Below are 25,850 nucleotides of genomic sequence, written 5' to 3'. Positions count from 1 at the left end.
ATAGAAAATTTTCTTCATCATTCTGGGTGATAAATGTTTATCAAAGTAAAGTTTATTAGGAAAAATGTTAACATAAGTTTGTAAAATTCTGGAGGTGAAAAAATGGCAGTAGGAGAGAAGATAACAATAAGCGTGATAAAAGCAGACGTCGGAGGGTGGCCTGGCCATTCAAGAGTTCACCCAGCACTTATAGAGAGGGCAAAAGAAGTACTAAGCGAAGCTCAAAAAGAAGGAACCCTCATAGACTTCTATGTAACCTACGCTGGAGATGACCTCCAGCTTATAATGACTCACAAGAAGGGAGTTGACAGCCCAGAGATCCACGGGCTCGCTTGGGAAGCATTCAAAAAGGCCACAGAAGTGGCGAAGGAACTAGGCCTATATGGAGCTGGACAGGACCTTCTAAAGGATGCATTTAGTGGTAATGTTAGAGGTCTAGGTCCAAGCGTTGCAGAGATGGAAATAACACTAAGAAAGAGCGAACCAATAGTTACATTCCACTTAGATAAGACTGAACCAGGAGCATTCAATCTCCCAATATTTAGAATGTTTGCCGATCCCTTCAACACAGCGGGGCTCGTAATAGATCCAAAGATGCACATGGGATTCAGGTTCGAGATATGGGACATTCTCGAGCACAAGAGAGTTATCATGAACTCTCCAGAGGAAATGTACGATATTCTAGCCCTAATAGGAGCAAAGAGTAGGTACGTCATTAAGAGGGTGTATCCGAAGGAAGGGCACCCAATTCCAAAAGATGAACCCGTTGCTGTTGTATCAACTGAAAAGCTCTACGAAGTGGCAGGAGAGTATGTAGGAAAGGATGATCCAGTGGCCATAGTAAGAGCACAAAGTGGTCTTCCAGCCCTGGGAGAAGTTCTAGAACCATTTACATTCCCACACTTGGTCAGCGGGTGGATGAGAGGTAGCCACAATGGTCCACTAATGCCAGTTCCACTTAAATATGCAACACCAACAAGATTCGACGGACCACCAAGGGCTGTAGCTTTAGGATGGCAGATAAGCCCAGAAGGAAAGCTCATTGGTCCAGTTGACTTGTTTGATGACCCAGCATTCGACTGGGCAAGACAAAAGGCCTTGGAGATAACTGATTACATGAGGAGGCATGGACCATTTGAGCCTCACAGACTACCACTGGAGGAGATGGAATACACAACTCTCCCAGGAGTCCTAGAGAAGTTAAAGGACAGATTTGAACCTATAGAGTGATCTCTTTTCTCCTATATTTTTATAGTATTGTTCTCCATTTTCTTGAGGGATAGTGTGATTAAGCTCATAACAAGAGAAGAAGCTTTTAAAAGGGCAGAGAAGATAAAGAGGGAAAACGAGATCATTTATGGAGTACCTTTTGAACTAGAACATACATTCCTCCCCATTGATGTTTTGATTCCCACTCAGTGGGAACTTAGCGAAAAGAAACTACTTATAGTTCTAGAAGAAATGGCCCACGGATATGATGCGCCCATCATAGTTTTAGAGTATAAAGGGAAATTTTACATATTAGACGGCCATCACAGAGCATATGCCAGAAAAAAGCTGGGTTTTTCCAACATTGAGGCGATAGTCCTTAAGCCTCTAAAAGAAATCCAAACTAAAATCGAAGAATCAGTGAGAAAGGTTGGGCTGAAGACAATAGATGATGTAAAAATAGTCAGAGATTGAACAATGCAGTTTTAAAAGGTCTAGAAGTAAGGGGATAGTGGGGAAGAATAATGCACGAATGGGCGTTGGCAGATGCAATAGTAAGGACTGTTTTAGATTACGCTCAAAAGGAGGGTGCAAGTAGGGTAAAGGCCGTCAAGGTAGTCCTCGGAGAACTCCAAGATGTTGGGGAGGATATAGTAAAGTTTGCCATGGAAGAGCTCTTCAGGGGAACAATAGCGGAAGGGGCAGAGATAATATTCGAAGAGGAAGAGGCCGTCTTTAAGTGCCGCAACTGCGGGCATGTATGGAAGCTTAAGGAAGTCAAAGATAAGTTGGATGAGAGGATAAGAGAGGACATCCACTTTATTCCAGAGGTCGTTCATGCATTTCTATCCTGTCCAAAATGTGGAAGCCATGATTTTGAAGTGGTGAAGGGAAGGGGAGTTTACATTTCTGGAATAATGATCGAGAAGGAGGGAGAAGAATGATAGATCCCAGAGAACTCGCAATTTCAGCGAAGCTTGAGGGAGTAAAAAGAATAATCCCAGTTGTAAGTGGGAAGGGAGGAGTAGGAAAATCCCTAATCTCCACAACTCTTGCCCTAGTTCTATCAGAACAAAAATACAAAGTTGGACTTCTCGACTTGGATTTCCATGGAGCAAGTGACCACGTCATCCTGGGATTTGAACCCAAAGAACTTCCCGAGGAAGACAAAGGAGTTATTCCCCCAACGGTTCACGGAATAAAGTTCATGACAATAGCGTATTACACCGAGGACAGGCCAACTCCTTTAAGAGGAAAGGAGATTAGCGACGCCCTAATAGAGCTACTAACAATAACCAGGTGGGATGAGCTCGACTTTTTAGTTGTTGACATGCCCCCTGGGATGGGAGATCAGTTCTTAGACGTTTTAAAGTACTTCAAGAGGGGAGAATTCTTGATAGTCGCAACTCCGTCAAAGCTCTCTCTTAATGTTGTTAGGAAGCTTATAGAGTTGCTAAAAGAAGAGAAGCATCAGATACTTGGAATAGTTGAGAATATGAAGCTGGATGAAGAGGAAGATGTTATGAGAATTGCCCAGGAATATGGGATTAGGTATCTTGGAGGAATACCTCTGTACAGGGATCTAGAGAGTAAAGTTGGAAATGTTAATGAACTTTTAGCCACAGAGTTTGCCGAGAAAATTAGAGGAATAGCTAAAAAGATTTGACTGGTGCAAGCTATGGAAGAGCTGAGAGAAGCTCTAAAAAATGCTAAGAGAATTGTAATATGTGGAATAGGGAATGACATCAGGGGAGACGACAGCTTCGGGGTTTATATTGCAGAAAAATTAAAGAGAGTTATAAAGAAGGCAAACATTCTAGTCCTCAACTGTGGAGAGGTTCCAGAGAACTACACAGGGAAGATACTAAACTTTCACCCTGATTTAATCATTTTTATAGACGCAGTAAACTTCGGAGGAAAGCCTGGAGAAATAATAATTACAGATCCAGAAAATACTGAAGGGGCCGGAGTTTCCACCCACAGTCTTCCCCTCAAGTTTTTGGCCACTTATCTCAAAGCTAATACAAATGCCAAGACAATCTTAATAGGATGCCAGCCAAAGAACATTGGGCTTTTTGAAGATATGAGCGAAGAAGTAAAAGCCGTTGCGGAAGTCTTATTAAAATTCCTTTATGAAAGTCTTGAGCTTTCTTAGGTCCTCTTTCTTATTTATATTGAAGAACGCCCATTTCCACCTTTCTGGCAAAGATTCCACTGGAATGTAGCAAGGATTTGAGCTTTCAATAACATTGCCAACTTTATATTCTCCTCTTTCAATATATCCTTCAATTATTTCTCTAAGTGAGCGAGAGTACACTGCATGGAGGGGCTCAAGGTATCCATTTGGCCACCTGGGAACACAGGCCAATTTTTTAGCCTCTTCAAACTTAGCCACAAGATAATCTATAAACTCCGGAACTAAAAGTGGCATATCCCCTCCCACGACAAAGGAATCTCCTAGGCTTAGAGCAAGGTATATTCCCCCAAGTGGGCCAACCATTAGGTCATCTACAATAACCTCCAACCCCAACTCTCTGAATTTTTGCCAATTAAATGGAGATGCAATGACGACAATTTTCTCTATCTTGCTAGCTGATTCAAGGGCCTCTATGGTGTAAAGTATTAGTGGTTTTCCCCCAACCCTATAAGTTAGCTTATCCTCACCAAATCTTTTGCTGATTCCTCCAGCTAACACCGCACCTATTACCATAGGGCTAGCCCATGCTCAGTTGGTTTTCTTTCCAGAGTTTCCCCCTCAAGCTCTTGAACAAAGACCTCAGCAACGAAGACTTCTCCTCTAACTAAATGCCCTCCGAAAGCCCTTCCTTCAGAATCTCCAAGAACTACGTGGGCATGAACAAAGGGCTTTCCGTCCTTTAAGCTTATGTTTCCAGAGAGGGAAAGCAGTTCATAGGTTCCGGTTAAAGATATCTCCTTGTACTTCTTTTCTTCTTCCATAAAATATCCTATAACTGGATTCCTCAACGTTCCAATGGCGCTTATTATTCCCACCTTGATGTTTTCTTTCTCTGCAAACTCCCTCAAAAACTCAATTATTTCCTTCCCTTCTGGAATTCTGAAAAGATAAACTCTTCCAGGAACGAGCATTTAAACCACCATAAAAAGCTATAAAAGTTGGCCTTTAAAATTTCCTATTGATAGCGATGCCCAGGTGGGGAAGAGGTAGAAGAAGAAAGATGAGAATGATAGAATTCATACCCTATGCAAGGCACTTTTACCCAGCACTTCCTAGGTTTGGCCCTCCAAAACCCCCTATAATAATGACGTATGAAGAGTTCGAGGCATTGAGGTTGGTGGACTATGAAGGACTAACCCAGGAAGAGGCAGGTAAAAGAATGGGAGTTTCAAGAGGAACGATATGGAGGGCGTTAACATCTGCAAGAAAGAAGGTTGCCCAAATGCTAGTGGAGGGCAGAGAGCTCATAATCTTACCCCAAGGAAATGAAGTTATAAAGAGTGATGAAGAATGAAGAAGGCAATAATTTTGCTTTTACTCCTCTTATTACCAGTAGTCTCAGCTCAAAAGGTTAAAGTTGTTGTATACGATGACGGATATTGTTTAGTTAAGATAGTGATGAATGTAACTCCTGGGAGATTTGTAATTCCCCTTCCAGTGTATGAATTCTCAGAATTAAGTGTCAAGCTTAATGGAAAAGAAGTGCCACTTTTTTTAGAGGATGGTGAGTTCGTTGTTTACCCAACCACCAATGGAACTCTCGAGGTGGAGTTTTTAACTCCGGAACTAACGTCAAAAGAGGGTAGAGTCTGGACTGTGCACCTTCCATTCAATTATTCTGCAGAGGTAATACTTCCAGAAGATTCAGTGATAGTCGGGTTGTCTGGAATACCACTCAGCATAAGCGAGAATTCCATAAAGATGCCCCCTGGAGAACAGTATATAAACTACGTATTTCCTCACAAAGAGGAAGTCATTACGATAACTGAAACTAACACCCAGGTTGTGACGGAAACAAATTGGGGAAGTGTCTTGTTGGCCTTTGTAGGTGGAGTTGCAATAGGAGCATCACCAATTTTATTTAGTAAGAAAAAGCGCGTAAAGACCATAGCCACAGGCGAGATATCTATTGAGGAACTTTCCGAGAAATTCAATCTTAATGAGGATGAGAAGAGCGTAATTCTATACCTCTCCGACAGAGGAGGAAGGGCAAAACAGGCCGAAATAAGGAATGATTTAGGGTTGCCAAGGACTACAGCTTGGAGGCTGCTAAAAAGACTAGAGAAGATGGGAATTGTGACGCTCGAAAAAGTAAATAATGAAACGTGGGCAAAGCTAAATTATAAAATAAAAGAAGAGTAGTTACTTCTTCTTTGTATGTGTAGTGTCCTTTCTGCTCTTTCCAAATATCAGTCCAAGTATGGCGACGATCCAGAGGAGGAAGTACCCAATATCTGGCTGCACCGAGAAGGGAGTATCATAGAATGCTCGTAAAATCAGTAGAAATGACAGTAGACCCCCAATTATCATTCCAAATCCTGCCCTGGAAAAGAACGCCACTATTGTCCCCCAGGGAATTAGGAAGAATGACCCTATGAGTAGGAGGAGAAAGTATGCTAAGAGGTTTACCGAAACTGGTAGGTTTTTTGCTTCTTCTGCGTCTCTGAGCTCTGAATAGAGGTCTCCTATGTCATATGAAGTAATTTGATCCCCAAAAACCACAAAAACTCCAATAGTATTTATTATAGAGTACGTTGTTGTTACTGTCTCATCATAGTATTCACTTGAGACCCTAACAAATGGAGCAACTAGAACTATCAAAATTGAAAGAACTGCAAATGCTATTCTTTCTGCGGCTCCCATTGTATCACCACGCTATGGAAAAATGTTCTCTTTTAAATAGTTTTATCTTTATTTTAAAACGAATTTCATATATCCTTATATTGGAAAATTAACTACTTTTGACTATGATCTTAGTTAGATGACAAAACAAAAAGCTCAAAAAGCTTTTTAGGCGTTTTTACTTTCCTTATAACCTTGTAATTGGATTTTAGCAGATATATTTTCTTGTAGTCGAACTATGTTGAGACTCAGATTTTTTACTATAGGAAATTGTTTATATTTAAATACAACAAAATTTTACATTTTGTAATTTAACAAATAAAAATTTTATTAAACATATTAGAATAAAAAATGCAAAATTATATCAATAAAATTGCAAATAGAATTACAAATGGTAAAAAATCGAAGATTATTACCTTCATAGTGTGTAATCAAGTACTTTCTCTGCTTCTTCAATATGCTCTGGATAAACGTTCCTAACCTCTGGATGGAGAGCCTTTATTACCCTTCCAATAAGCACGAAAAGTGTTCCAGTAATTATTGGAAGCTCGTTTATAACCTCTTCCTCCAGAGGTTTATCTGCTGGAATCTTTCTGAGCACATAATCCAGAATTGGTTCTATCTTAATGTTCTCGTCCTCTATTACGGCTCTAAAGAGATTCATGCTACTCCTAAATCCCTTTGTTATTGGAATATGTCTCATCTTTATTGTTTCTGAGTTCTCTGCTGTAGCATTCTCATATGCAACCTCAAAAAGATCTGCAAGCTTCCTCTCTACAATCTCCATCATCCTTTCGGCCATTGGCTTTGTTACTGCTAGTTCACATGTTTTTTCCAGTATCCTTTGGAGGTGAGGATATGGAATAACCATCTCTGCCATTTCTCCTCACCTCCCAGATATTTTTAGTAACAAAAAGTATATAAAATTTTCGATGTTCAAGGTTTCGTATTTAGGCATAATTATTAATGACTATGTATAATATCAATCTATTATTTAAGATTTGGCCAAAATAACAGCTCTCGTGTTTTTTATTTCCTAACTAACTAAAAAACTTTAAATATGTCATAAAAGCATATAAAAAGAAGAGGGGAATAAAATGGGTAAGACTGGAATCGAATACTTTGACAATTTCATTCTTAAAGATGGTTTTCCCGATGGATCACTAATTTTAGTTGCAGGAGAGCCGGGAGCTGGGAAGACTATATTTTCTGCAACATACCTATATAATGGCGCAAAGAAGTTTGGAGAAAAAGGGGTATACATTTCACTGGCAGAAACAAAGAGAGAATTCTATGAGGCAATGAAACAACTGGGAATGGATTTTGAGGAGCTTGAAAAGAAAGGACTTTTCAGATTCATTGATCTTGTAACTGTAAGTAGGGGAGCAATAGAAAAAGAAATACAATTTTTGATGAGCGAAATTTCAAGCTTCCAACCTAAAAGGGTTGTAATTGACTCCATAAGCGTCTTTGCACAAATTTTGGGACTTGAAAAGACAAGAGTGTTTCTCCACACAATGCTTGGAAGATTTATAAAAGCTTACAATGCCACAGCACTCCTAATTGCTGAAAAGCCTATGGGAAGCAAAACAATAGGGCATGGAGTGGAAGAATTCGTTGTTGATGGGGTAATAATTCTCAAGTATAAATCACTTGGAGAGATTACAAGAAGGGTAATGGAAATCCCAAAGATGAGAAGAAGAAGTGTTGAGAGAGCAGAATATGAGTATGTGATAACTAAGAATGGGATTGAGTTCCTGGAACTTCCAGATCTCGTAAGAGATAAGGGGGAATACACACTCGAAAAGATAACAACGGGAATAGAAAAGCTCGATAAAATGCTAGATGGGGGATATACAAGGGATCAAATGTTCTAATTGTCGGCATGACTGGAACTGGAAAAACTACGTTTGCCCTACACTTTGCCATAGCAAATGCACTTCAGGGAAGGAAGGTAGTTTACATAACTTTTGAAGAGCCAATTGGTCAGATAGTAAGATCAGCTAGAAATTACAACATACCTATAGATGAAGTTTTGGGGAAAGATTTAGAGATTTTCTCTTGGGTACCAGAAAGTAAAACACCAGTGCACACCTATATAAAAATTAAGGAGATAGTGGAAGAATTCCAACCTGAAGCCCTAATAATAGATAGTCTAACTGCCTTAAAACAGCACACAGACGAAAAGGAATTAGCAAAAATGCTAAGGTACCTGCAACTTCTCACCAAAGAAAGGAGATAACAACATACTTCACACTGAACGAGGAAACAAAATTTGATGTAGTTCCATTTACAAAAGCTAGCACCCTTGTTGATGTGATAATAGGACTAAGATATGAGATAGAAAACGGGAAGATAGAGAAAAGGCTTGCAATCATAAAGGCGAGAGGCTCAAATCATTCAAGAAAAATCTACAGGTATGAAATAACAAGTAAGGGGGTTGAGATTTATGAGTAATGGGAAAGATATATTGACGAAAACAATTATTTCCGCCCTTAAAGAAGTTGCTCCTGGGCTGGAAGCTGTTTTGGAGGCCCATTTAAATGCTACCCTTAATAAAGGAATTGAAGTAGCATATGAAGACCCTCAAAAATTCAAAGAAGCAGTTTCAAAGCTCTTTGGAGAGTACAGCGCAAGATTACTGGAAATGGTTATCATAAGCAAGCTTCAAAGTTATCTTGGAAAGCAGGTAGAAGTTAACTCTTTAGAGGAACTCGTGGAAGAGATAAAGAAAATTTATGGGTGAATAGCATGAATCCATTGGACATAATAATAGAATCGTCTAAGGTAGTTACTCCAACGATTTTTAACCATGAAATAGGAAGTGAATTTGAAAGCGTGCTTTATCACGTGGTAAAACGGCTGAAAAGTGAGTATAAAGGGTTCATAGTAATCTCATTTACCGACGCATATGCTTCAATACTGAAATATCTAGAGTCAATATACAAGGACGCAAGAGATGTTTTTAAAGATGCTAAGGTATTTTCTGTTCTCTCCTACTTTGAGGATGTGCTAGGCCAAGAAGTTCTTATTAAAACAAAGGATCCAGAGATCATTATTGGAAAGATTAAGTCTAACTTGGGAGTAAAAGATAACACATTATTCCTCGTTTTAGGGCTTGACATTTTTGGAGTGAAATATCCAAAAGAGCTCATAACAGTTCTCCCAGCCCTTATTAGAATTTTGGGAAGAGGAGAGAAAAACAACATACTCATAACTTTCAACTTCAAGGCATTCCCAGAAAACGTTACGGAAATAGTCAACAGCTTTGCCCTCAATCTATTTAAGTTCGGAATAGAAGTCGGAAAAAATGAGATTAAGAGAAAGCTTACCGTTATTAGGAGCATATTTCTTGAGTACAACCTAAAGTCTTGGTACTACACCGTTTATCCTGAACTTAGATTTTTGCCTGCAGTCTAATCAAAATCCCATATTGTCCTGCCCTTATAGAACAGCATAATGTATCCACAATTTTCGCAGATCACTATTTTGACATTGTGAGCCGTAAAGCCCCATTTGCTGTCTAGTTTTCCCTCCTCCACTCTAAAGCTCGTCCCTCCACAAAGCGGACACTTAAGATGCCTTTTTTCTTCCACGTAAATCACCAAATAAAATGACGCTAAAACCGTTTAAGCTTTTACTCTCAAAAGCCAATAGCTCCCCACAAACACGTTCTTAAGCCCGTTTTTCCTAGCCACCTCAACGAGCCTATTCATCTGTTCCCAGGAGGTAGTGGGAATATCGCTCATTAGATGATGTGGATGAAAGGCCAAGAGAACGTAGGGTATCTCATCGCTTATTGAAGCCAGAAATTTTGTTATCCCATTAACTTCCCTCTCATCGATGTAGTGAGGGACTACAAGAGTGCTAACAACAAGCATTGCCCCCTCTTCAATGACAACTCTTATGTTTTCTTTTATTCTTTCCACGGCCTTTTTACCGTTTATCCCCGTGAGAGCTTCGTAAACCTCTGGAGAATAAGCTTTCCAATCTATCTTCACTATCCCTCCACTCTCCTCTGAAAGCCTTGCTATTCTCCTCATAATCCTGGGATTCTCGAGTCCATTTGTTTCCCAGCAAATTCTTATCTTCTTTTTCTTCAAGATTTCTTGGGCAACTCTTATTGCATAAGGAGAGAAAGGAGCTGGGTCACCACCAAAGTAACAAATACAAGTGACCTTTGGATTTAAAACCGCTCTAACGAGCTCCTCAATACCAATTTCCCAACCTTTGATGGTTTTATGTTCAATGTTTTGGCAGAAGAGACAGTCTAGGTTGCACCCATGGAAGAAGACAGCGAGGTTATAGTGGCCTATGTTCGTTCTTTCAGGACAAACAGGTTCAGCGACGCAGTTTGTGGGATGGGGATCATAGTAGTATGTAACACCAATTTTAGGGACCAACTTTCCGTTGTCGTTCACAATAACGCCACAGTAACCTTTGTCAATAACTTCGCACTCGTTTACGCACAGCTTACATTTAACTCCTCCCCTGGGAACTTCCATAGGAAGGCCAAGTTTTTTCCTCCATTCTCTGTGGGTATTCAAAGCTATCTCTGTACGTCCCCTCCTGAGACAATTCACACAAACTCCTATAGATGCGGAAATTTCTTCACTCTCATATCCACAGATTTTGCACTTCACAAGCTAATATAGTGTGATTGAGTATTTATACGTTGCCAATTGCTCATAAAACGTCTAAATCTTCCAAATCCCAGATTAGGAAACCCCTTTCCCAGAGATTCTCTTTCTTTTGAACTTTCTTTGCAATTACTCCATAAATTTTGTCCCATCCTTCTAGCTCTAAATCATTTAAAATCCCCTTTATTTCTCTCTCCTTTAATTCCTTCCACTTGATTTCTATAAGGAGGGATTTCTTTTCCTTTTCATTCAAAGCTACGATATCAATTTCCTCTTCCTTGTGCCACCATCTTCCAATTTTAGTAAATCGGAAGGGTAAATTCCCTTTTCTGTTTAGTTCAATGAGAAATTCTCTCGAGACTTGCTCAAAGCGAAAGGAGAAGATCCTCTGGAGGATCTCTTTAACATCATCAATTGTCATAGCTCCTATCTCTATCTCCGTTCTCTTGGGGTAGACCAACGAGAACCAACTCATGAGCATTGGGTCAGAAATTATGTAAAGCCATCGTTTTTCCTTTCTTGCAACTAGAAGATCCCTCTCCACAAATCCGAGCCGTATTAGCGTTTCAATGTAGGAGTGTATTTTCCTTCCCTCTAGATCAACTTCGTTTGCCATCTCTGAAGGTTTTCTCTTTCCAGCAGCTATTGCCGAGAGGATTGAAAAGTATGTTTTTAATTCCCTAAGCTCGGAGAGAACTATGTAAGGCTCATCATAAAAATTATCCTTCAGTTCTCGGGAACTCTTCCTCAACGAATTCTTCAACAGTTTTATAACGAGATGCAAGAGCGAGATAGGCAGGAATCCCACCCAAGAGGGTATAAAACGCTAAGTTATATAGAAGCCTTCAAGTTCTCCGCGAATTTTCTAGCATTTTCTAAGTCTTTTTCGTTAGGATGCCCCTTGTTTAATCCGCCTATCTCTGCTAACCAACCGTTCGTATCCCAACCTCTGCAAGAAAATTCTCCTACTATTTCAAATCCTTTCTCCCTTAAAACTTTTCTGAGCTTCCTGTGATTGATGAAAGGTATATTTAGCCCCGCGGTTGAAAATATAAATGCCTTTTTTCCTTCTACTTTCGGAAGTTTGTTGATAAGCTCAAAGAGGGCTCTATGATGTTTCCAATAGTAAATTCCAGAACCAAAGCCTATTAAATCATATTTTAGGAGTTCTTCTGGTTTTATTTCCCAAGGTTTAACTAGTCTTGCATTTAGAACCTCTGCAATAACCTTAGCTACCTTTTCTGTGTTTTTGTGGTGGATGGAAACATAAACGATTATGCTATCCATTCTGGTTCCCCACAAAATCTTTTAGATCCCAGGCTAAAAAACCTTTTTCCCTCAACTTCTCTTTTTCTATGATGCTTTTTGCTATTATTCCATATCTCTTGTTCCAATCATGCAATCCAGTGAGTTCTGCTTTTCTTTTTAAGTCTTTTAATATTCTATAGGCCTCTTTTCTCTCAAGATTTTTCCACTTTACTTCTATAAAGAGGGCTTTCTTCTCTTCTTCCTTCAAAGCAACTAAGTCGATCTCTTCTCTCTTGTACCACCACTTACCAATCTTAGTAAACCTAAATGGGAGCTTTTTTCTTTTGTTCATTTCTATAAGAAACTGACGGGATATCTCTTCAAACACAGGGCCAAGATAGTCGTTGAATTCCCTCTTTATCTCCTCAATAACATCAAGCCCCATTTCTATCTCACTTCTCCTGGGAAAGACGAAGCGGAACCAGAAATTGAAAAAGTAGTCATTTATCCTATACAATGTTTTACCTCTTCCAACAATTGGTTTCTCCTCCCTTACGTATCCCATTTCCTCCAAAACATTGAGGTATTTTCCGAGACTTTTTGTTTCGATCCTTGCTGCGTCTGCTATCTGACCAAAACGTGAGTAGCCAAGTGCTATTGCCCTTAATATTGAGAAGTACCTTGAGACATCTCTTAGCTCTTCTTTAAGGAGATACTTAGGTTCATCATAGTATTTCGCACCTTTGGATAGGACTAGATCCTTTACATTTTCCCAGAAATCTTTCCCGGGATCATAGTCTGCCCAATACTGTGGAACCCCACCAAAAACACTGTATATTCTTATAGCTGTCTCTATATCAATTGGATGAAACTTTAGCACGTCAAAAAATGACATTTCTTCTACCTTCCAAGTTCCCGTTCTTCTTCCGTATATTGGGGATTTTCCGGAAAGAATGCCCTCCATAAAGGAAACAAGTGAACCACAGAGTATGAGCATTATCTTTGTTGAGGACAAGTATAGATCCCAGTACTTTTGAAGGGTGCTGAGGAATCCTTTCTCAGCTCTAACAAGATACTGAACTTCATCTATGACCACAACCAATCTTTTGTTACTTTTTCCAGCTAGATACGTGAAGAAAGCTTTCCAAGTTCTAATGGGATTTTCTTTCAAAAAGGGATCCTTGAAGTAGTCTGTCAATCTTAAGGAGAAATCTTCCAAGTTCGTCTCGTTCTCTTCTGCAAGGAGGTATATTCCATTAGTTTCCTCAAGAAATTTCCGTAGGAGATATGTTTTTCCAATCCTTCTTCGGCCGTAAATAACTATCAGCTCGGCCTTTCCAGAATGATAATGATCTCTTAGGAAGTTTAACTCCCTCTCCCTATTCACAAACTTACTCGTGAGTATCATACTCATGAGTATGTTTTGTTAATTAATAAGTTTTACCGTCGATTTCGAATCGCTTAGCATTATAACTTTTCACGTTCACTGTTTCCGGCAGCTTCCAAAATATCTTCCAAATCCCACACCAAGTAACCTTCCTTTCTGAGTTCCTCTTTTTTCTCCACATTTCTCGCTACGATGCCCAGATTAATTTTTCCACTAAAGTTAACTTTTTTAGCTTTCTCCTCAAGCTCTTGAAGAACTCTTAGGGCTTCCTTTTTCCTTAAATCCATCCATTTTACCTCAATAAGATTTGCTATATCCTCATCAATTGCCACGATATCTATTTCCTCTCCCCTATACCACCATCTTCCCAGGGTTTTGAACTCTATTGGGCGAAATAATGTTAGGAACTCCTTAGCAAGTTCCTCAAAGCGGATAGAATAAACCCTGTAAAGCTTGTCAAGCTTTGCTGTCCCAGAGCTTATTTCGGCCATCTGAGGATATGTTAAAGTAAGCCAAGTAAGGAGCATTGGATCCTTAATGCGGTAAAGGCTCACTTTCCTGCTTCCCAAAATCGGACTTTCTTTCTCGATAAAGCCCAATCTCATCAAAGTTTCAACATAGGGATAAATACTCCTCGCTGGTAAACCAACGAAGTTCGCGATTCTCTCAAGCCTTCTATTGCCCTCTGCTATTGCAATAAGTATCGAGAAGTATGTCCTTAGCTCTCTGAGCTCTTCACTAAGGAGAACATAGGGTTCATCGTAGAAGAACCCATAATCGCTCAGGAACTCCTCTCTTAGGAAGTCTTCAATGGTGTTGTAGCGACTTGCAAGCTTTAAGTATGAAGGAATTCCACCAACGAGCATATATGCCCTTATTCCAAATTCCCAGTCCGAAAAGAAGTTCAAGGCATCGGGATAGTTGAGGGGTTTAAGGTGCATGCTTCTTGTTCTCCTTCCATAGAGTGGTGAGGCATGGCTAAGCACCTCGTCCCACATCATGCCAAGGAGTGGAGCAGAAAGTACAAGCATGACTTTTTTCTCGCTTAGAATAATATCCCATACTCTTTGAAGGTCACTTAATATTTTTCTGTCTGACTTTACAGCATACGTGAATTCATCGAGGACTATAAGACAATCATCGACTTCTTCAGCCAAATATTTTAGAAGATCAAACCAGTTATCTGTTTTTAACTTTCTAATGAATTCATCCCCAAGAAAATCTGCCATTGCATCCTTAAACTCTCTCATTTGAATTTCCTTTATAGCCTCAGGGAATACAAAGAAGAAAGTCTTTTTAGCCTTTGAAAATTCTCTTAGAAGGCGAGTTTTTCCAACTCTTCTCCTTCCGTAGAGAACAACAAAGGAAGGCCTATTTTCCCACTCTTTTTCAAGGATTTTCATTTCCCTTTCACGATTGATAAATATCACCTAATCACCATTATATATAATCATGATTATATATAAGTATGTTTCGATTTAAGTTGCTCACCTGGGACTTCTCTAATAGCCGTCTTTGGGAATTATTCTTTCTTAACTAACTCAAAATCTCTTAAATCCCAGGCTAGAAAGCCTTCTTCTCTTAGATTTTCCTTTCCTTCAATATGTTTGGCAATTAATCCGTAGTTTTTATTCCAATAATCTAATCCAACTAACTTGGATTTTCTTTCAAGATCTCTAAGGATTGATCTTGCCTCTCCCTCCTTTAATGTCTTCCACTTCACTTCAATGAAAGAAGCTCTTTTCTCTCGTTTGTCTAAAGCTACTAAGTCTATCTCTTCATTCTTATGCCACCAACGTCCTATTTTTGAAAATCTGAAAGGAAACATTCTTTTCTTGTTTAACCTTACAAGAAATTGGCATGCTATATCTTCGAAAACCTCTCCAAGGTAGTTGTTGTAATCTTCAAGGAACTCCTCCCAAAAGTTAATACTCTCGAGTTCTATTTCATGTCTATACTTTTCAATGAATCGGAAGTAAAAGGCGATGTAGTTGTCAACTATCTTGTAACGGGTATTTTTGGTTTTGGGAGGAGCTGTAATTGGGGCTTCCCTGCGAAGTAAACCAAGTCTCTCAAGGACTTCAATGTATTTGAAAAGGTTTGGGCGGGGGATTCCAGTGAACGTGCTTATTTCGTTGAATCTTCTCTTCCCTTCCGCTATAGCTTTGAGGATTAACTTGTAAACTCTTGGCTCCCTTAACTCGCTGGAAAGTAGAAAATCAGCCTCTGCATAAAGAAATCCCTGCTTGCTAAAGGCAACATTTTTTAGATCTTCGAACTTTTTAAAGAGAATTAAATAGGCTGGAATTCCTCCTGTTACCCCATATATTTTAATTGCCTCCTCCAAGCTAACTCCTAAGAGCTTCCAGGAACTAAAGAAGTCCAAGGAGTGGAGCCTTATTTGGCCGTCTCTCCTCCCATAGAGGGGGCTTTTTTGACTTAGAACGTGCTCCTCCATCATGCCGATACTTGAACCAACTAAGATTAAATGTATCTCTGAATTCCTAACTATCTCATCTATTATATACTGGAACTCGCTCAAAATCCTTTTATCTGAGTTGATTAAATAGGGAAACTCGTCAATTACCACGACCACTTTCCCTTTTTCGCTTAAATATCTAAAGATATCGGTAAAAGTCGAAAAGGATTTAGGGGTTAAGTAAGGACTTGGATAAGCCTCTAGGACTACCTGGGAAAATCCATATAGGTTATCGTTGTAACTGCTATTTCTAGAGAGGTAATAAACGGAGGGCTTTCCCTTTATGAACTCTTTAACTAGTCGAGTCTTTCCAATCCTCCTTCTCCCGTAAACTGGGACGAAGGAATTTCTTCTTTTCCAGAGTGATTCCAGAAACTTAAGTTCACTCTCCCTGTCAACAAAAGTTATTGGCATGGTATTATACTTTATGTATAACTATTTAAACTCTTCGCCTAATGGTTATGGGAAAAGATAAAGCTTAACGTTCACATATTATATCCTCCAGGGCAGCTACTATTTCTCGACTTGAGACTACCCCAGCTTTCTTACCAAGCTTAAGCGCTGTATAAAATCCTTCTAACCTTTCGTTCATTATAGCATCAATCAAGGCTAAGGCTCCCTCAGTTGCTTTCTTGAGCAAATCGTCGATGAATTTTATTGCATGGTAGAAGTCTCTTCTCTTCAGCTTCCAAAGAAAGTCCATGAGCTTTCCAATTTCCTCTTCTTCAAAAGAGCGTATTGCTTGATTATTTCCTGATCTTTCAAGGGTATATGAGTGAATTACAAACTCTTTTTCAGTGAAGAGTTCCAGTGCTCCTAAGCTTTCACTATGGAGGAGGTGATACAAAAGGGCAAGCCTGCGATTGATAAGAAAGTCTAAGTTACTCTCATAGTAATGTGGGAGATGCATCTTGAGGTCTTTGAGAGAAAGTATTGAGATCATATCAACTTCTTCTACAGGCGCAATCTGATATATGTGAATCCATGTGGTATCTCCCTTTGCATATTTTATATATGGCGTATAATAGTGGAAACCAACCCAGGCTAGAGCATAGTTAAGCAGGTCAACCTTTATTGGATTACCTCCCTGGACCCCAAAGTGCTTTAGCATGTACTTGCCCGCTGAAGGCATAAGGGTTATGGGTATGGTTGCGGTACCTTTTACGCTCCTTTTCTTTTCAAGATCTTTCATCACCTTTTCCAAGTTTCTTGGTACGCTGTCCCAATATACATTGTTGATGTTTGCTCCTGCACTAAAGTCCGCATCACTAACAAGCTTTCCACCTTCTCTTGGAGAATGCCTTGCCAGTGCTATGTGGAGTGATAACATTTCGCTTAGGGCATCCACGAGACCATGGCGAAATTCCTCATTCGAAACGTCTGTTTGAATTAAATACGAGGCACCGTGGGGTATCAGGGTGGCTTCTTTGGCACCTCCTCTTATCAAGGATTCCACATACCCATAAGCCACGTACAGGTCAAAAATTGGATCAATTTGAGGTGTTTTAAATTCGTTAAATTTCATCTTATCACCTCCCTCTCGGAGAGATATTGGGCAATGGCATTCACTAATTCTGGATCAAGGGGGTATCCCGCACGTTTTAATACTCTGAATGCACTATAGAAACCCATTTCGTCCCTGTTTGTCAAAGCAGAATATAACTGGTGGCTAATCTCTCTAAGAATGTCTTCTTGGCTTTCTTTAATTGTTCTCTCTAATTTGTTTAAAATTTTCACAAATTTCATGGTTTCATAAAATGCACGTGCTTTCAAGTATCCAATAAAGTCCCAGACTACGGGGAGCTCCAATGTTCGGAAAATTCTCCATCCTTTTCCTTGTTGGCTTTCTTGTCCATAAATTACTACAGTAAATTTTGAGAGCCCAGGCACTTCTTCAGTAGAAGGTGGCAATTCGGTTAAAAGGAGAGTTTTTAACAGACCATACTCTGAACTTATTTTCCAGTGGAAGTCATTCCCTTGAACAATTTTAGTTGCTAGATCTTTGATTAGTAATAGCTCCCACATTTCAACTTCTTCATTTGGAGGATACTGAATTATTTCAACTATCTGTGAAGAACCCCTCTTAAATTTGTGAACTGAAGAATAATAATAAAACCCTACCCAGGCCAAAGCATACTCAAGATTTGTAATCCTGGATATTCCTTCTTCCTGTTTATAAAAAGAAAGCCATTGGTTAAGTGTAGGATCTAGTTGCTGTGGGGCTCTTAATACCTTTTTATCAATTAGGCTTTTAGTGCTTTTTAGTGATTTAATATCCAAGTTGTTTAGTATTGCCTCAAGCTCACGGTAGTATCTTTGCACGTTTTGGGGAGGATCAATAAAAGCACCATTAGAGATGACTGTATTACTTAATATTACATTGTTAAATTTTTTTGAACGAAAACCCATAGCATAATGAGTCATTATAATTTCCTCTAAAGCATCTCTTAGTCCTTCCAGAAGAAGCTTGCAACCTTCTCCTTCCAAATCTTCCTGGTTTTTTAGCCTACAGTCTAGGTATCTTGAGTGTATTTCATATCCCTCCCCAGTTGGGACTACATGAAGATTTGTTACTCCTGCACGTAGCGCACTTTCAACTATACCGTACATTATGTGGGTGTTTAATACTCGGGAATAATAACCAGAAAACATGGGAACAACAAGCTTCATTTAACTTCCCCCTCACTTCATCATTTCAACTCTAAGAACTTCTGCAAACTTTGGAGATTCACCTTCTCTTTCCTTAGCTCCTTTGTAATCACAGAGAACTAGCGGAATGAGTAACGCTCCAACAACCATCCTTAACTTGCCAGAATCAGGTCTATGCCTGGCAAGTACGCTAAGTCTGATTACTTCTCTGAGAACATCTTCCTGGGTTGGAGAGGGAACCTTTGGAATTACACCAAGCTTCTCTTTTATCATGCTCTTTATAAATGACTCTGTACCCTCCATAACTCCGTTAAAAGTGCGGAGCTTGTCGAGGACAACCTCTGGAGTAAGTTCCTCCTTATCCAGTGAACGTATCTGGCCCATTAGGATTGGTTCATGGTGCATCATCACAACGAGGGCTCCAATGAACGCTATGGTCTCGTCCTTGAACATGTCTTTTAGGATGTTATAAGCATAATAAGCGCTCACAAGCTCATGCCTGAAGCCTCTCAAAGGCTCATTATTGCTTAAGTGCTTCTGATATACCTCACTGCACTTTCCAACATCATGCAAAATTATCAAGGTTTTCATGAACTTGTCAGCATCTTCTTCAGTGAATTTAACACCAACAGTTTTCATTACCCTGATAATTGAGGGTATGTATTTGTTTTTGACAATCTCCCACGCAGCGAGCATCGCCTCAATGTGCTCTCTTAATGTTTGTCCTTGGAATGCCTTACAACTCATACTCTCACCCCCCAGTTTTCGAGACTTGTCTGCCCTTTCTTTCCTTTAGAGCGGTTTTTCTTTGACGAATGCTCAGAATTTCTTGTCCGAACTTTTGAGTCAGAATCTGTGTGAGAATTCGTGTCGCTAAGATTTGTAATAAATCCCAATTCCGAGTTATAGTACTTGGCATCAATTACATATATCTCATATGGATCTATCTTGAATGATTTCCGAACTTTCCATACCCACTTTTCAGCATTCTTGTCCCACTCTTTCATTAATCTACCAATCACGACATCTGATTTTTTCCATTCTTTTACACTATAGCTGATTCGAATTATCCTAGCTGTCTCGAGGTTGTCTATTACCTTATCTTCTACTCTCTCATTTTTCTCAATGTTCATTGGATACAATAATACATATAGCTCTGGTCTGGAGCGAAGTTCATATTCTGGAGGAGCTGAAAACAGTTTTAGCTCCTTGAAGTAGATGTATGCTGAAGCAAACTCTTTCGGCACGATGTTGTTCTCATAATGGAACTTGTATACCCTATCAAGGGCTTTTCTAGCTTTTGTTGTATCTGCTAGGTATTCTCCAATCTTTGATAATTCATCATAAGTAGTGAGGAGCACCAATGGATCATATGGTGAAACCGAGTATGGAATTATGTAGAGATCTTTGGGTAGTTTTTTACTTCTTTTCTTTTCTAAGACTCTTCTTGCAGTGTCAATGTCACCAACGTACACAAAATTTTTCTTTCCTTCTCCATAGTGGATCTCCACGACTCTATCGTATTCATTTGTGCTTGTAACAGTTGCAAAAACAACTGTATCCTCACCTATTTTTTCCATAAGTTCTGAAAGTCCCCTCACGATCTTTTCATGTTCAATGCAGTTTTCTACTGGGATGAGTATTATTCCTTCTCCTTCTTCTCCCGGTCTTCTTGCACACCTCCCAATACGCTGGATAAGGGCATCAAGGGGTGCTATATCAGTCACAACTAGTCCCACGTTTGGCAAGTCAAGTCCAGCCTCCACTACCTGGGTAGCAACGATCAATCTTGCTGAGTCAAGAGCTCTCTCCTTCTCCCTCCTATCGCCAATTGTGAACCTACTGTGTATGAGTAGGGCGTCTGAAGGATTAGCTAGGGTATCGTTTAGCTTTTTCTTTAAAACCTGATAGGTTTCAACAGCTTTTCTAACGGTATTACGCACAACAAGAACTTTCTTCCCATTCTTTAGAATCTTCTTAATGTCATTAAGAACATCTGTAATATCCCCCTCAACTAATCTGACTTTTACATTTCCCCTTGAAGGTTTATTCTTGTCATTCTTATCCACAGTTATAACTTCCGTATCCCCTGCTATCATTTCCCTAAGCTTTGAGGGAATTGTGGCACTCATTATAACGAGAGGAACATTGGCCTCTTCAAGAATTCCAACGACTAGTGAGAGAAGGCGCGGCATGTACATTGACTCATCCTGATACATCTGGACTTCGTCAAATATAACAAGGGATTGAGCTATTGCACCCGCTGGAAAAGTGAATCTATTCCCTACCGTTCTATGAGCTGCAAGACCATAGAGGAAAGCATCCCACGTCGTCACTACAACCCAACCAAGAAATGCATGAGTCTTCTCAAGCCCGTATTCAACAACCACGAGTTCTCTAGCTAGCTTTTCTGCCTCTTCTTTTGATTTTCCTTTTAACTGTAAAAGTTTGTAAACCAAGTTTCTTAGTCTTTCTGCTTGTTTTTCTACAAGTGACCTAGTTGGCAAGACATAAACCAATCTAGCAACAGGCCAATTATTGTTGTAGATTCCAGCGAAGAATGGCATCACAGCAGTTTCAGTCTTTCCTCCGGCCGTAGGCACTTCAATAATGACTTTTCCACCGTTATTCATAATCTCTCTGATTTTTTCCCATGCACGAAGTTGGTAATCATATGGTTCAAATCCGGTCAGCTCTCTGAAGAGTTTTTCGGTATCCATATTCCAAGCACCTCCCCATCAACAGTTAAAGCCTTCTCAACTTCAGGAGGATAAATTGTCCTTGCGTAGTATACTATTCTTTTATAACGGCGCTCTTCAATTGGTAAATAAAAGATCTCCTCCTGTGGCCCTTTAGTTTTTGAGTATTCTGGTGATACTCTCATTTTTTCTATATACATCCTTATCTTGCCCTTTGCTTGAATCTTCGAAGACAGCAAAGAGTATATTTCAGTATAAGGCGCTGAGAATGCGAGAGGTGCTTTTTTATCTTCAGGCTTTACAAAAGAAGCCCAAACTGGAGTAGCTAAACTTTCTGTGTCCCCAATGACATCAATGAGCATTGCTGCTTTTAGGTAGAGGTTTTTCTCCTCTTGAGTTAAATTCTTGAAAATATAGGCAACAAGCAATTCTCGCGTGAAGGTGTATTCTCGTCGCATAGCATCGCTCTTTTCGGCATTGGAACCGGATTCTAAATTTCTCAATCGTTTGAGTAGGAAAGCATTCCTAATGAGGGGACTTAGAGGGGCAACACTCACAGCTTTAATGTCAACTAGCTTGCTCTCGATTTCCTTTATGGCTTTGAGAGCGGCTTCATCTAATGAACTACTGGCATACTTCTCAGGTTTCAGGAGAATAAGCCCTTTTGCTAGTGCTCCTTTTAGAGCCGATGGTGGAGGAAGTAGGAAAGATGTCCTCACTTGATAAGAACGCTTAGCTACTGAGAAAAATGGAAAGCGAAGGCAAACGAGAAGGATGTCCATTCACTCCTTACCTCCCACCATTTTGACTAGATTAGCAACAAGCTCTTCTACGGAGGAAACTTTAGTAGCTTCGATATCCTCTCCCAAGTCAACGTTGTATGTAAACACTTCAATGTTGAATCCAAGAGCTCTTGCGTTCTTTATTATTGACCTGTTAGCTTCTATATAGTCCTCATAGAACCCGTGGACGAGGGCTGGAATAGGTCCTTCACTAGCTATTGCTACGAGCTCTTCAACCTTGAACACTGGGAAAGACCGAGCTAGATTTGCTCCAATGTAACCGCTGAGCATTGGTATCAGGGCCTTAAGAGCGCTTTCGATTCTTGCCTTTCTTTCGTTAGGGTCTATAACGATGTTGGGCCTTGGCTGATTCTCCTCGAATTTTACAGGCAACCCCTGGGGAATACCTACAAGGCCAAGATCAAGAACGATGGAGAAACCATAGAGACCTGTGGCATACTCCCTGCTGAACAGCATCTGGGCGGTTCCTTCCTTGGAGCTACCAATGGCACCTTTTTCATCCACATCAACGCGATTATGCTTTATGGCTGTTATGAGGCGCTCCCCCTCAACTTCTTTGATAAAGTCCTCGGTTGGGAGAATGAATGAAGCTTTAACCAGGCTAACTCTTCTTCTACCGGTCTTTGGAGCTAAAAAACCATGAACATCGGCATCAGCTAGTTCCTTAATAATAGTAGCCTCATCGTTTAATTGGACAGTGGCACCATTGGCTTTGGTTGCAGTGGTCTCACCCTGTCCAAACCTTGTCCCATTATATCTTAAAGCTCTCTCAGTAAGGTTTACTCCATATGGAGTAGTTTTGAAGTAGTCCACGAAGCCAACGAAGTGCCAGTGCTTTAACATGTTACCTGTTATTGCTGGTACTTCAACGACGGTCCAACCATTTTCTGTTCTTACGGTAACTTTAGTCTTAGTTATTTCGATGTAGTTAGTTCCTCCACCACCCTGGGCGTTGAGAGAGTGGGCATTCAACCTTATCCTACCACTTATACGGACATACATCATTCAACACCTCCTTCAGTCCCCTTTCCTTTTTTCGGGCAGTTATTCCAACTTGCAAAAGCCCATAATGCAAGGCTTACCGCAAGCTTTCTAAGATCTTTGGGATTGGAAAGTTGCTCAACCTTTTCTTCTAAAGCCTCAATGTCTTCTGGAGAAGGGATTCTGGGAGGTGGACAACCTTTAGATTCGGCCTTTTTCTTGAGCTTTGGAGCAAGTCTAAGAGCCTTATAGACACCTTCTAAGAGCTCCTCCTGTGTTCTGGCCTTTGCTATACCATCCACAACGTCGTAGGCATATTCTTCAAATGTGTCATCTACTAGATAGCTAAGGTATCTACCAATATTTCTGATCCATCCCCCCATTAAGGAACACCTATACTAACTTGGGCGAATTCTTATATAAATCTTTCTACTAGGAACTTAACTTAAGTTTGTTAACTATTAAGATAAGTTTATTAAGCATCTTAGTGAGCAAATAGGGGGAAGACAATTGAGGTACATAGTTACAGTAGGTCTACATATAAATCACATTTTCAAAAATGATGGTAGTCTTATTTTGCCTAAAAGAATAGAGGAAGCAGGATTTAATATTAGCAGTGCTGTTATCCTTTATTCATTTATGAAAAATGCTCCAAAAGAAGAAATTGAGAAAATTAAAGAGTGTGTAAAAAAAGCCCAGGAGGGATTTCTTAAGCTTGACATTCCAGTAATTACTAAAGAAATAAAGGATCCATACTTATTCCAGGAGAGAATTAAGGAATTTGAAAGATTGATTATACCAAAAACAATAATTAACTTAACTGGAGGAAGGAGAATCCTGGGATATGAACTTTTTTACGCGGCTATTGAAGTTTCAAACAAAAACCCTGAAGCTGTGGAGAGTGTTTTTTATGTAACTGAAGATGGGCACCCGATAGAACTTCCAATTATTAATCCACAAGCTAGACTTACACCTTTAGAGCTAGAGATACTTGAAATAATAAAACAGAAGAAATCAATCACAATAACCGAAATTAAGGAAATCTTATCAGAACGTAGAAAGAGCGAATATCCCCTTTCTCTAGTGAGTGAATACATATCACGGCTTGAAAGAAAAGGGTACGTTAAAAAGATTGCAAAGGGGAGAAAAAAGTTTGTCGAAGCTCTAATTTAGTTTTTCTGTATCGAATATTCCCCGAATGAAATCAAAAAAATATAAAATCCTCATTATTTCAATAGTTTTCGATGTCTCTCATGGAGCAACTGCGTAAGGATTTTGCGGAGTTTAAGGATCTTTGCATGGGGATCCTTCTCTATGGTTCTCAGGTCAGTGGGGGGCTACGAAGAGGAGTGATATTGATGTATGTCTTGTCAAACCAGAACCTGGGACTTACGAGAAAGTTCTTGAAAAGCTTAGTGGAAAATATGACATTAAGGTTTTTGAGGAGCTTCCATTGTATATCCAAATTGAGGTGATTAAGAATCACAAAGTTATTTACGGAGACGAACTGAACTCTCAGAGTATTTCTATTATTTTAGAAAGCTCTGGAGAGATATGGAGCATAGAATTAAAGAGAATCAGTTTAAAAGTGTGAGGGAGAAGGACTTACTTAGGAGGCATACTCGTGAGGTGGCAAAGATACTTGGAAAAGCTCGAGAAGTTTGAAGTTTATAAAAAGTCATAAAATAAAGGATGAAGTTACGCACCGGGCTCCCTCTATATTCCCTTCAGGTATGTGTTGAAGTAACTATGAACATTGCAAAGAGTTCGGTTAGAAATCACATTTAATTGGTGGTAACTTTTCTTGAAGTAAATTGTTAAGGGCTTTCAACATCTTTCCAAATGGTAGACCGGCTATAGGACATTCAACTCTATTTAGAAAGACTAAAAACTCTTAACCGTGAGGCAATACAAAATCCTTAATAATCATCTAACATCGTTAAAATCACCACTTTTTATCCTTTTTCCTTTAGGTTTACCACTCCACTCCCACAAGAAAGCCTTGCCAAACTTAGTGCTTACTTCAACTAATTTGTATCCAGCTCCTGTTTCAATCTCGTTAATTCTTTCAAATGTTTCCTTGTCAACTTCATAAACCTCAACTTTGAGCTTCCCTTCCCCCTTGACGGCATAGGGAAGAAACTCAAAATATAGCTGATACCCCTTAATCCAGTCCTCGCCCAGGAATTTAGCTTCTTTGAGATACCAATGTAAGGGTTTTCCTTTTCTTAGAGTTCCGTACACAGCTATTCTCACACTCTCTTCTCCATAAGACATGTAGAAAGTTTGGGACTCAAGTTTATTAAGAATTGCCCTAAAATTGGAGGTTTTAATTTCTTACGTGGGGGGAACTTGTTGTTTACCTTTATTCCACTATCTTCCAAGTAGAAACTCATATTTCTTTTTGCTCTTTAAAAAGTCGTCTATTACTCTACAGAGGTCAGGATTGGGAGATCTTTCAGTTATGATTTTATCACTTTTCTCAAGTATGAGTAAAAGTTGCGAGATCACCAGGGTGATATATCCCATTTTTGTTTTACGGCAATGTCTGGGAAAACCGCTCCATACAATTTTCTCTTTTTAGCTAACTTCTTCATAATTTCATATGGTCCCCACCCCAAACATAAAATTAAGTCTCCAGCTATGAAGTCAATTACGCGACTTCCCTAGAATCATGCTCATCTATGTTCATTATTTTAGATATAATCAGCCTTATATCTAAAATAATGCACAAGAATGATCATAAAAAAGAAGCCAAATTCACGCTCCTTTTCCGTGTATACCACCTTTTATCGTAATAGGAAAAATTGAAAGATAAGCCGGCCTATCTAAGCACAAAATTCAATACGAGGAAAAGTAGTATAAAATACCTCTTTGTTACTTCTTTTCATAGTATTTTAGCAAAACAAAAAATAGGAAAAAATAAAGAATTTTTA

General features: G+C 39.5%; 33 protein-coding genes. 14 read left to right on the top strand and 19 right to left on the bottom strand.

Features of this window, described 5'->3' with window-relative positions; all coding sequences use genetic code 11:
• Positions 1-102: 102 nt before the first annotated feature.
• The 5 genes from fbp to hycI are packed head-to-tail and all read left to right on the top strand — an operon-like array spanning position 103 to position 3,364.
• Positions 103-1,230, top strand: a complete 1,128-nt coding sequence (gene fbp, locus PWP39_RS04450) for a fructose-1,6-bisphosphate aldolase/phosphatase (protein ID WP_288072835.1) — start codon at positions 103-105, stop codon at positions 1,228-1,230.
• Between the two features lie 54 nt (positions 1,231-1,284).
• Entirely contained in the window at positions 1,285-1,683 is a 399-nt protein-coding gene (locus PWP39_RS04445) for a ParB/RepB/Spo0J family partition protein (protein WP_011011734.1), read from the top strand.
• Positions 1,684-1,733: 50 nt separating this feature from the next.
• Complete coding sequence (hypA, locus tag PWP39_RS04440) at positions 1,734-2,153, top strand: hydrogenase nickel incorporation protein HypA (protein ID WP_011011735.1); 420 nt, start codon at positions 1,734-1,736, stop codon at positions 2,151-2,153.
• Complete coding sequence (locus PWP39_RS04435; protein WP_011011736.1) at positions 2,150-2,875, top strand: Mrp/NBP35 family ATP-binding protein; 726 nt, start codon at positions 2,150-2,152, stop codon at positions 2,873-2,875. The genes hypA and PWP39_RS04435 overlap by 4 nt, the downstream gene beginning before the upstream one ends.
• A gap of 12 nt (positions 2,876-2,887) precedes the next feature.
• On the top strand, positions 2,888-3,364 hold the full coding sequence (gene hycI, locus PWP39_RS04430) for a hydrogenase maturation peptidase HycI (protein ID WP_011011737.1): 477 nt from the start codon (positions 2,888-2,890) through the stop codon (positions 3,362-3,364).
• Here hycI and mobA read toward each other — a convergent pair.
• Complete coding sequence (gene mobA, locus PWP39_RS04425; RefSeq protein WP_288072832.1) at positions 3,329-3,919, bottom strand: molybdenum cofactor guanylyltransferase MobA; 591 nt, start codon at positions 3,917-3,919, stop codon at positions 3,329-3,331. The two genes, hycI and mobA, sit on opposite strands and share 36 nt — an antisense overlap.
• Positions 3,913-4,317, bottom strand: coding sequence for a PPC domain-containing DNA-binding protein (locus tag PWP39_RS04420; RefSeq protein WP_011011739.1), 405 nt, complete (start codon positions 4,315-4,317; stop codon positions 3,913-3,915). Before PWP39_RS04420 ends, mobA begins: the two co-directional genes overlap by 7 nt.
• A gap of 56 nt (positions 4,318-4,373) precedes the next feature.
• On the opposite strand from PWP39_RS04420, the gene PWP39_RS04415 reads away from it, so the two are divergent.
• Both PWP39_RS04415 and PWP39_RS04410 read left to right on the top strand, forming a co-directional pair.
• Complete coding sequence (locus tag PWP39_RS04415; protein ID WP_011011740.1) at positions 4,374-4,700, top strand: helix-turn-helix domain-containing protein; 327 nt, start codon at positions 4,374-4,376, stop codon at positions 4,698-4,700.
• Positions 4,697-5,548: a helix-turn-helix transcriptional regulator gene (locus PWP39_RS04410; protein ID WP_288072828.1), complete on the top strand. Its 852-nt coding sequence runs from the start codon at positions 4,697-4,699 to the stop codon at positions 5,546-5,548. Before PWP39_RS04415 ends, PWP39_RS04410 begins: the two co-directional genes overlap by 4 nt.
• On the opposite strand, the gene PWP39_RS04405 is transcribed toward PWP39_RS04410, so the two are convergent.
• Complete coding sequence (locus PWP39_RS04405; RefSeq protein WP_011011743.1) at positions 5,549-6,049, bottom strand: hypothetical protein; 501 nt, start codon at positions 6,047-6,049, stop codon at positions 5,549-5,551.
• A 397-nt stretch (positions 6,050-6,446) separates the two neighbouring features.
• Positions 6,447-6,908 carry a DUF1931 family protein gene (locus PWP39_RS04400; protein WP_011011744.1) on the bottom strand — a complete coding sequence of 154 codons (462 nt, stop codon included), beginning with the start codon at positions 6,906-6,908 and terminating at the stop codon, positions 6,447-6,449.
• Positions 6,909-7,125: 217 nt separating this feature from the next.
• On the opposite strand from PWP39_RS04400, the gene PWP39_RS04395 reads away from it, so the two are divergent.
• Genes PWP39_RS04395 through PWP39_RS04375 form a run of 5 tightly spaced genes read left to right on the top strand, consistent with a single transcriptional unit; the run spans position 7,126 to position 9,448 of the window.
• Positions 7,126-7,905, top strand: coding sequence for an ATPase domain-containing protein (locus PWP39_RS04395; RefSeq protein WP_011011745.1), 780 nt, complete (start codon positions 7,126-7,128; stop codon positions 7,903-7,905).
• A gap of 8 nt (positions 7,906-7,913) precedes the next feature.
• Positions 7,914-8,270 carry an RAD55 family ATPase gene (locus PWP39_RS04390; RefSeq protein WP_011011746.1) on the top strand — a complete coding sequence of 119 codons (357 nt, stop codon included), beginning with the start codon at positions 7,914-7,916 and terminating at the stop codon, positions 8,268-8,270.
• Complete coding sequence (locus PWP39_RS04385; protein WP_353851435.1) at positions 8,219-8,485, top strand: RAD55 family ATPase; 267 nt, start codon at positions 8,219-8,221, stop codon at positions 8,483-8,485. Before PWP39_RS04390 ends, PWP39_RS04385 begins: the two co-directional genes overlap by 52 nt.
• Positions 8,478-8,774 carry a DUF3227 domain-containing protein gene (locus PWP39_RS04380; RefSeq protein ID WP_011011748.1) on the top strand — a complete coding sequence of 99 codons (297 nt, stop codon included), beginning with the start codon at positions 8,478-8,480 and terminating at the stop codon, positions 8,772-8,774. Before PWP39_RS04385 ends, PWP39_RS04380 begins: the two co-directional genes overlap by 8 nt.
• Before the next feature lie 5 nt (positions 8,775-8,779).
• Positions 8,780-9,448 (top strand): hypothetical protein, encoded by a 669-nt coding sequence (locus PWP39_RS04375; protein WP_011011749.1) that lies wholly within the window; start codon positions 8,780-8,782, stop codon positions 9,446-9,448.
• Here the strand turns inward: PWP39_RS04375 and PWP39_RS04370 are convergent.
• The 14 genes from PWP39_RS04370 to PWP39_RS04305 all read right to left on the bottom strand — a co-directional run bounded on the left by PWP39_RS04370 (position 9,445) and on the right by PWP39_RS04305 (position 23,297).
• Positions 9,445-9,624 (bottom strand): zinc ribbon domain-containing protein, encoded by a 180-nt coding sequence (locus PWP39_RS04370; RefSeq protein WP_014835185.1) that lies wholly within the window; start codon positions 9,622-9,624, stop codon positions 9,445-9,447. The two genes, PWP39_RS04375 and PWP39_RS04370, sit on opposite strands and share 4 nt — an antisense overlap.
• Positions 9,625-9,657: 33 nt before the next feature.
• On the bottom strand, positions 9,658-10,671 hold the full coding sequence (locus PWP39_RS04365) for a radical SAM protein (RefSeq protein WP_288072824.1): 1,014 nt from the start codon (positions 10,669-10,671) through the stop codon (positions 9,658-9,660).
• A gap of 43 nt (positions 10,672-10,714) precedes the next feature.
• Positions 10,715-11,419 (bottom strand): ATP-binding protein, encoded by a 705-nt coding sequence (locus tag PWP39_RS04360; protein WP_223209004.1) that lies wholly within the window; start codon positions 11,417-11,419, stop codon positions 10,715-10,717.
• An 80-nt stretch (positions 11,420-11,499) separates the two neighbouring features.
• On the bottom strand, positions 11,500-11,955 hold the full coding sequence (locus PWP39_RS04355) for a flavodoxin family protein (protein WP_014835188.1): 456 nt from the start codon (positions 11,953-11,955) through the stop codon (positions 11,500-11,502).
• Entirely contained in the window at positions 11,948-13,324 is a 1,377-nt protein-coding gene (locus PWP39_RS04350) for an ATP-binding protein (protein WP_011011754.1), read from the bottom strand. Before PWP39_RS04350 ends, PWP39_RS04355 begins: the two co-directional genes overlap by 8 nt.
• Before the next feature lie 59 nt (positions 13,325-13,383).
• Entirely contained in the window at positions 13,384-14,733 is a 1,350-nt protein-coding gene (locus PWP39_RS04345) for an ATP-binding protein (protein ID WP_011011755.1), read from the bottom strand.
• Between the two features lie 92 nt (positions 14,734-14,825).
• The gene (locus tag PWP39_RS04340; protein WP_011011756.1) at positions 14,826-16,196 is read right to left on the bottom strand and encodes an ATP-binding protein; all 1,371 of its coding nucleotides are present in this window, start codon (positions 16,194-16,196) and stop codon (positions 14,826-14,828) included.
• Positions 16,197-16,260: 64 nt separating this feature from the next.
• Positions 16,261-17,307, bottom strand: coding sequence for a type I-A CRISPR-associated protein Cas8a2/Csa4 (cas8a2, locus tag PWP39_RS04335; protein ID WP_011011757.1), 1,047 nt, complete (start codon positions 17,305-17,307; stop codon positions 16,261-16,263).
• Complete coding sequence (cas8a2, locus tag PWP39_RS04330) at positions 17,304-18,452, bottom strand: type I-A CRISPR-associated protein Cas8a2/Csa4 (protein WP_011011758.1); 1,149 nt, start codon at positions 18,450-18,452, stop codon at positions 17,304-17,306. The genes cas8a2 (PWP39_RS04335) and cas8a2 (PWP39_RS04330) overlap by 4 nt, the downstream gene beginning before the upstream one ends.
• Before the next feature lie 12 nt (positions 18,453-18,464).
• A complete protein-coding gene (locus PWP39_RS04325; protein ID WP_011011759.1) occupies positions 18,465-19,178 on the bottom strand; it encodes a CRISPR-associated endonuclease Cas3'' in 714 nt (237 codons plus the stop codon).
• A complete protein-coding gene (cas3, locus tag PWP39_RS04320) occupies positions 19,175-21,151 on the bottom strand; it encodes a CRISPR-associated helicase Cas3' (protein WP_011011760.1) in 1,977 nt (658 codons plus the stop codon). Before cas3 ends, PWP39_RS04325 begins: the two co-directional genes overlap by 4 nt.
• Positions 21,121-21,912 (bottom strand): type I-A CRISPR-associated protein Cas5a, encoded by a 792-nt coding sequence (gene cas5a, locus PWP39_RS04315; protein WP_011011761.1) that lies wholly within the window; start codon positions 21,910-21,912, stop codon positions 21,121-21,123. The genes cas3 and cas5a overlap by 31 nt, the downstream gene beginning before the upstream one ends.
• On the bottom strand, positions 21,913-22,935 hold the full coding sequence (gene cas7a, locus PWP39_RS04310) for a type I-A CRISPR-associated protein Cas7/Csa2 (RefSeq protein WP_223209005.1): 1,023 nt from the start codon (positions 22,933-22,935) through the stop codon (positions 21,913-21,915).
• Positions 22,935-23,297 carry a hypothetical protein gene (locus tag PWP39_RS04305; protein ID WP_011011763.1) on the bottom strand — a complete coding sequence of 121 codons (363 nt, stop codon included), beginning with the start codon at positions 23,295-23,297 and terminating at the stop codon, positions 22,935-22,937. Before PWP39_RS04305 ends, cas7a begins: the two co-directional genes overlap by 1 nt.
• A 127-nt stretch (positions 23,298-23,424) precedes the next feature.
• On the opposite strand from PWP39_RS04305, the gene csa3 reads away from it, so the two are divergent.
• Together csa3 and PWP39_RS04295 are read left to right on the top strand one after the other, a co-directional pair.
• A complete protein-coding gene (gene csa3 / locus PWP39_RS04300) occupies positions 23,425-24,087 on the top strand; it encodes a CRISPR-associated CARF protein Csa3 (protein WP_011011764.1) in 663 nt (220 codons plus the stop codon).
• A gap of 121 nt (positions 24,088-24,208) precedes the next feature.
• Entirely contained in the window at positions 24,209-24,508 is a 300-nt protein-coding gene (locus tag PWP39_RS04295; RefSeq protein ID WP_011011765.1) for a nucleotidyltransferase family protein, read from the top strand.
• Positions 24,509-24,840: 332 nt separating this feature from the next.
• On the opposite strand, the gene PWP39_RS04290 is transcribed toward PWP39_RS04295, so the two are convergent.
• Positions 24,841-25,191: a gamma-glutamylcyclotransferase family protein gene (locus PWP39_RS04290; protein WP_011011766.1), complete on the bottom strand. Its 351-nt coding sequence runs from the start codon at positions 25,189-25,191 to the stop codon at positions 24,841-24,843.
• Positions 25,192-25,850: the final 659 nt, after the last annotated feature.

Origin of the sequence: Pyrococcus sp., assembly GCF_030153625.1 — an archaeon.
Lineage (GTDB): Archaea > Methanobacteriota_B > Thermococci > Thermococcales > Thermococcaceae > Pyrococcus > Pyrococcus furiosus.
The sequence above is the reverse complement of the archived record's forward strand: the minus strand, read 5'-3'. Positions and strand labels throughout refer to the sequence as shown.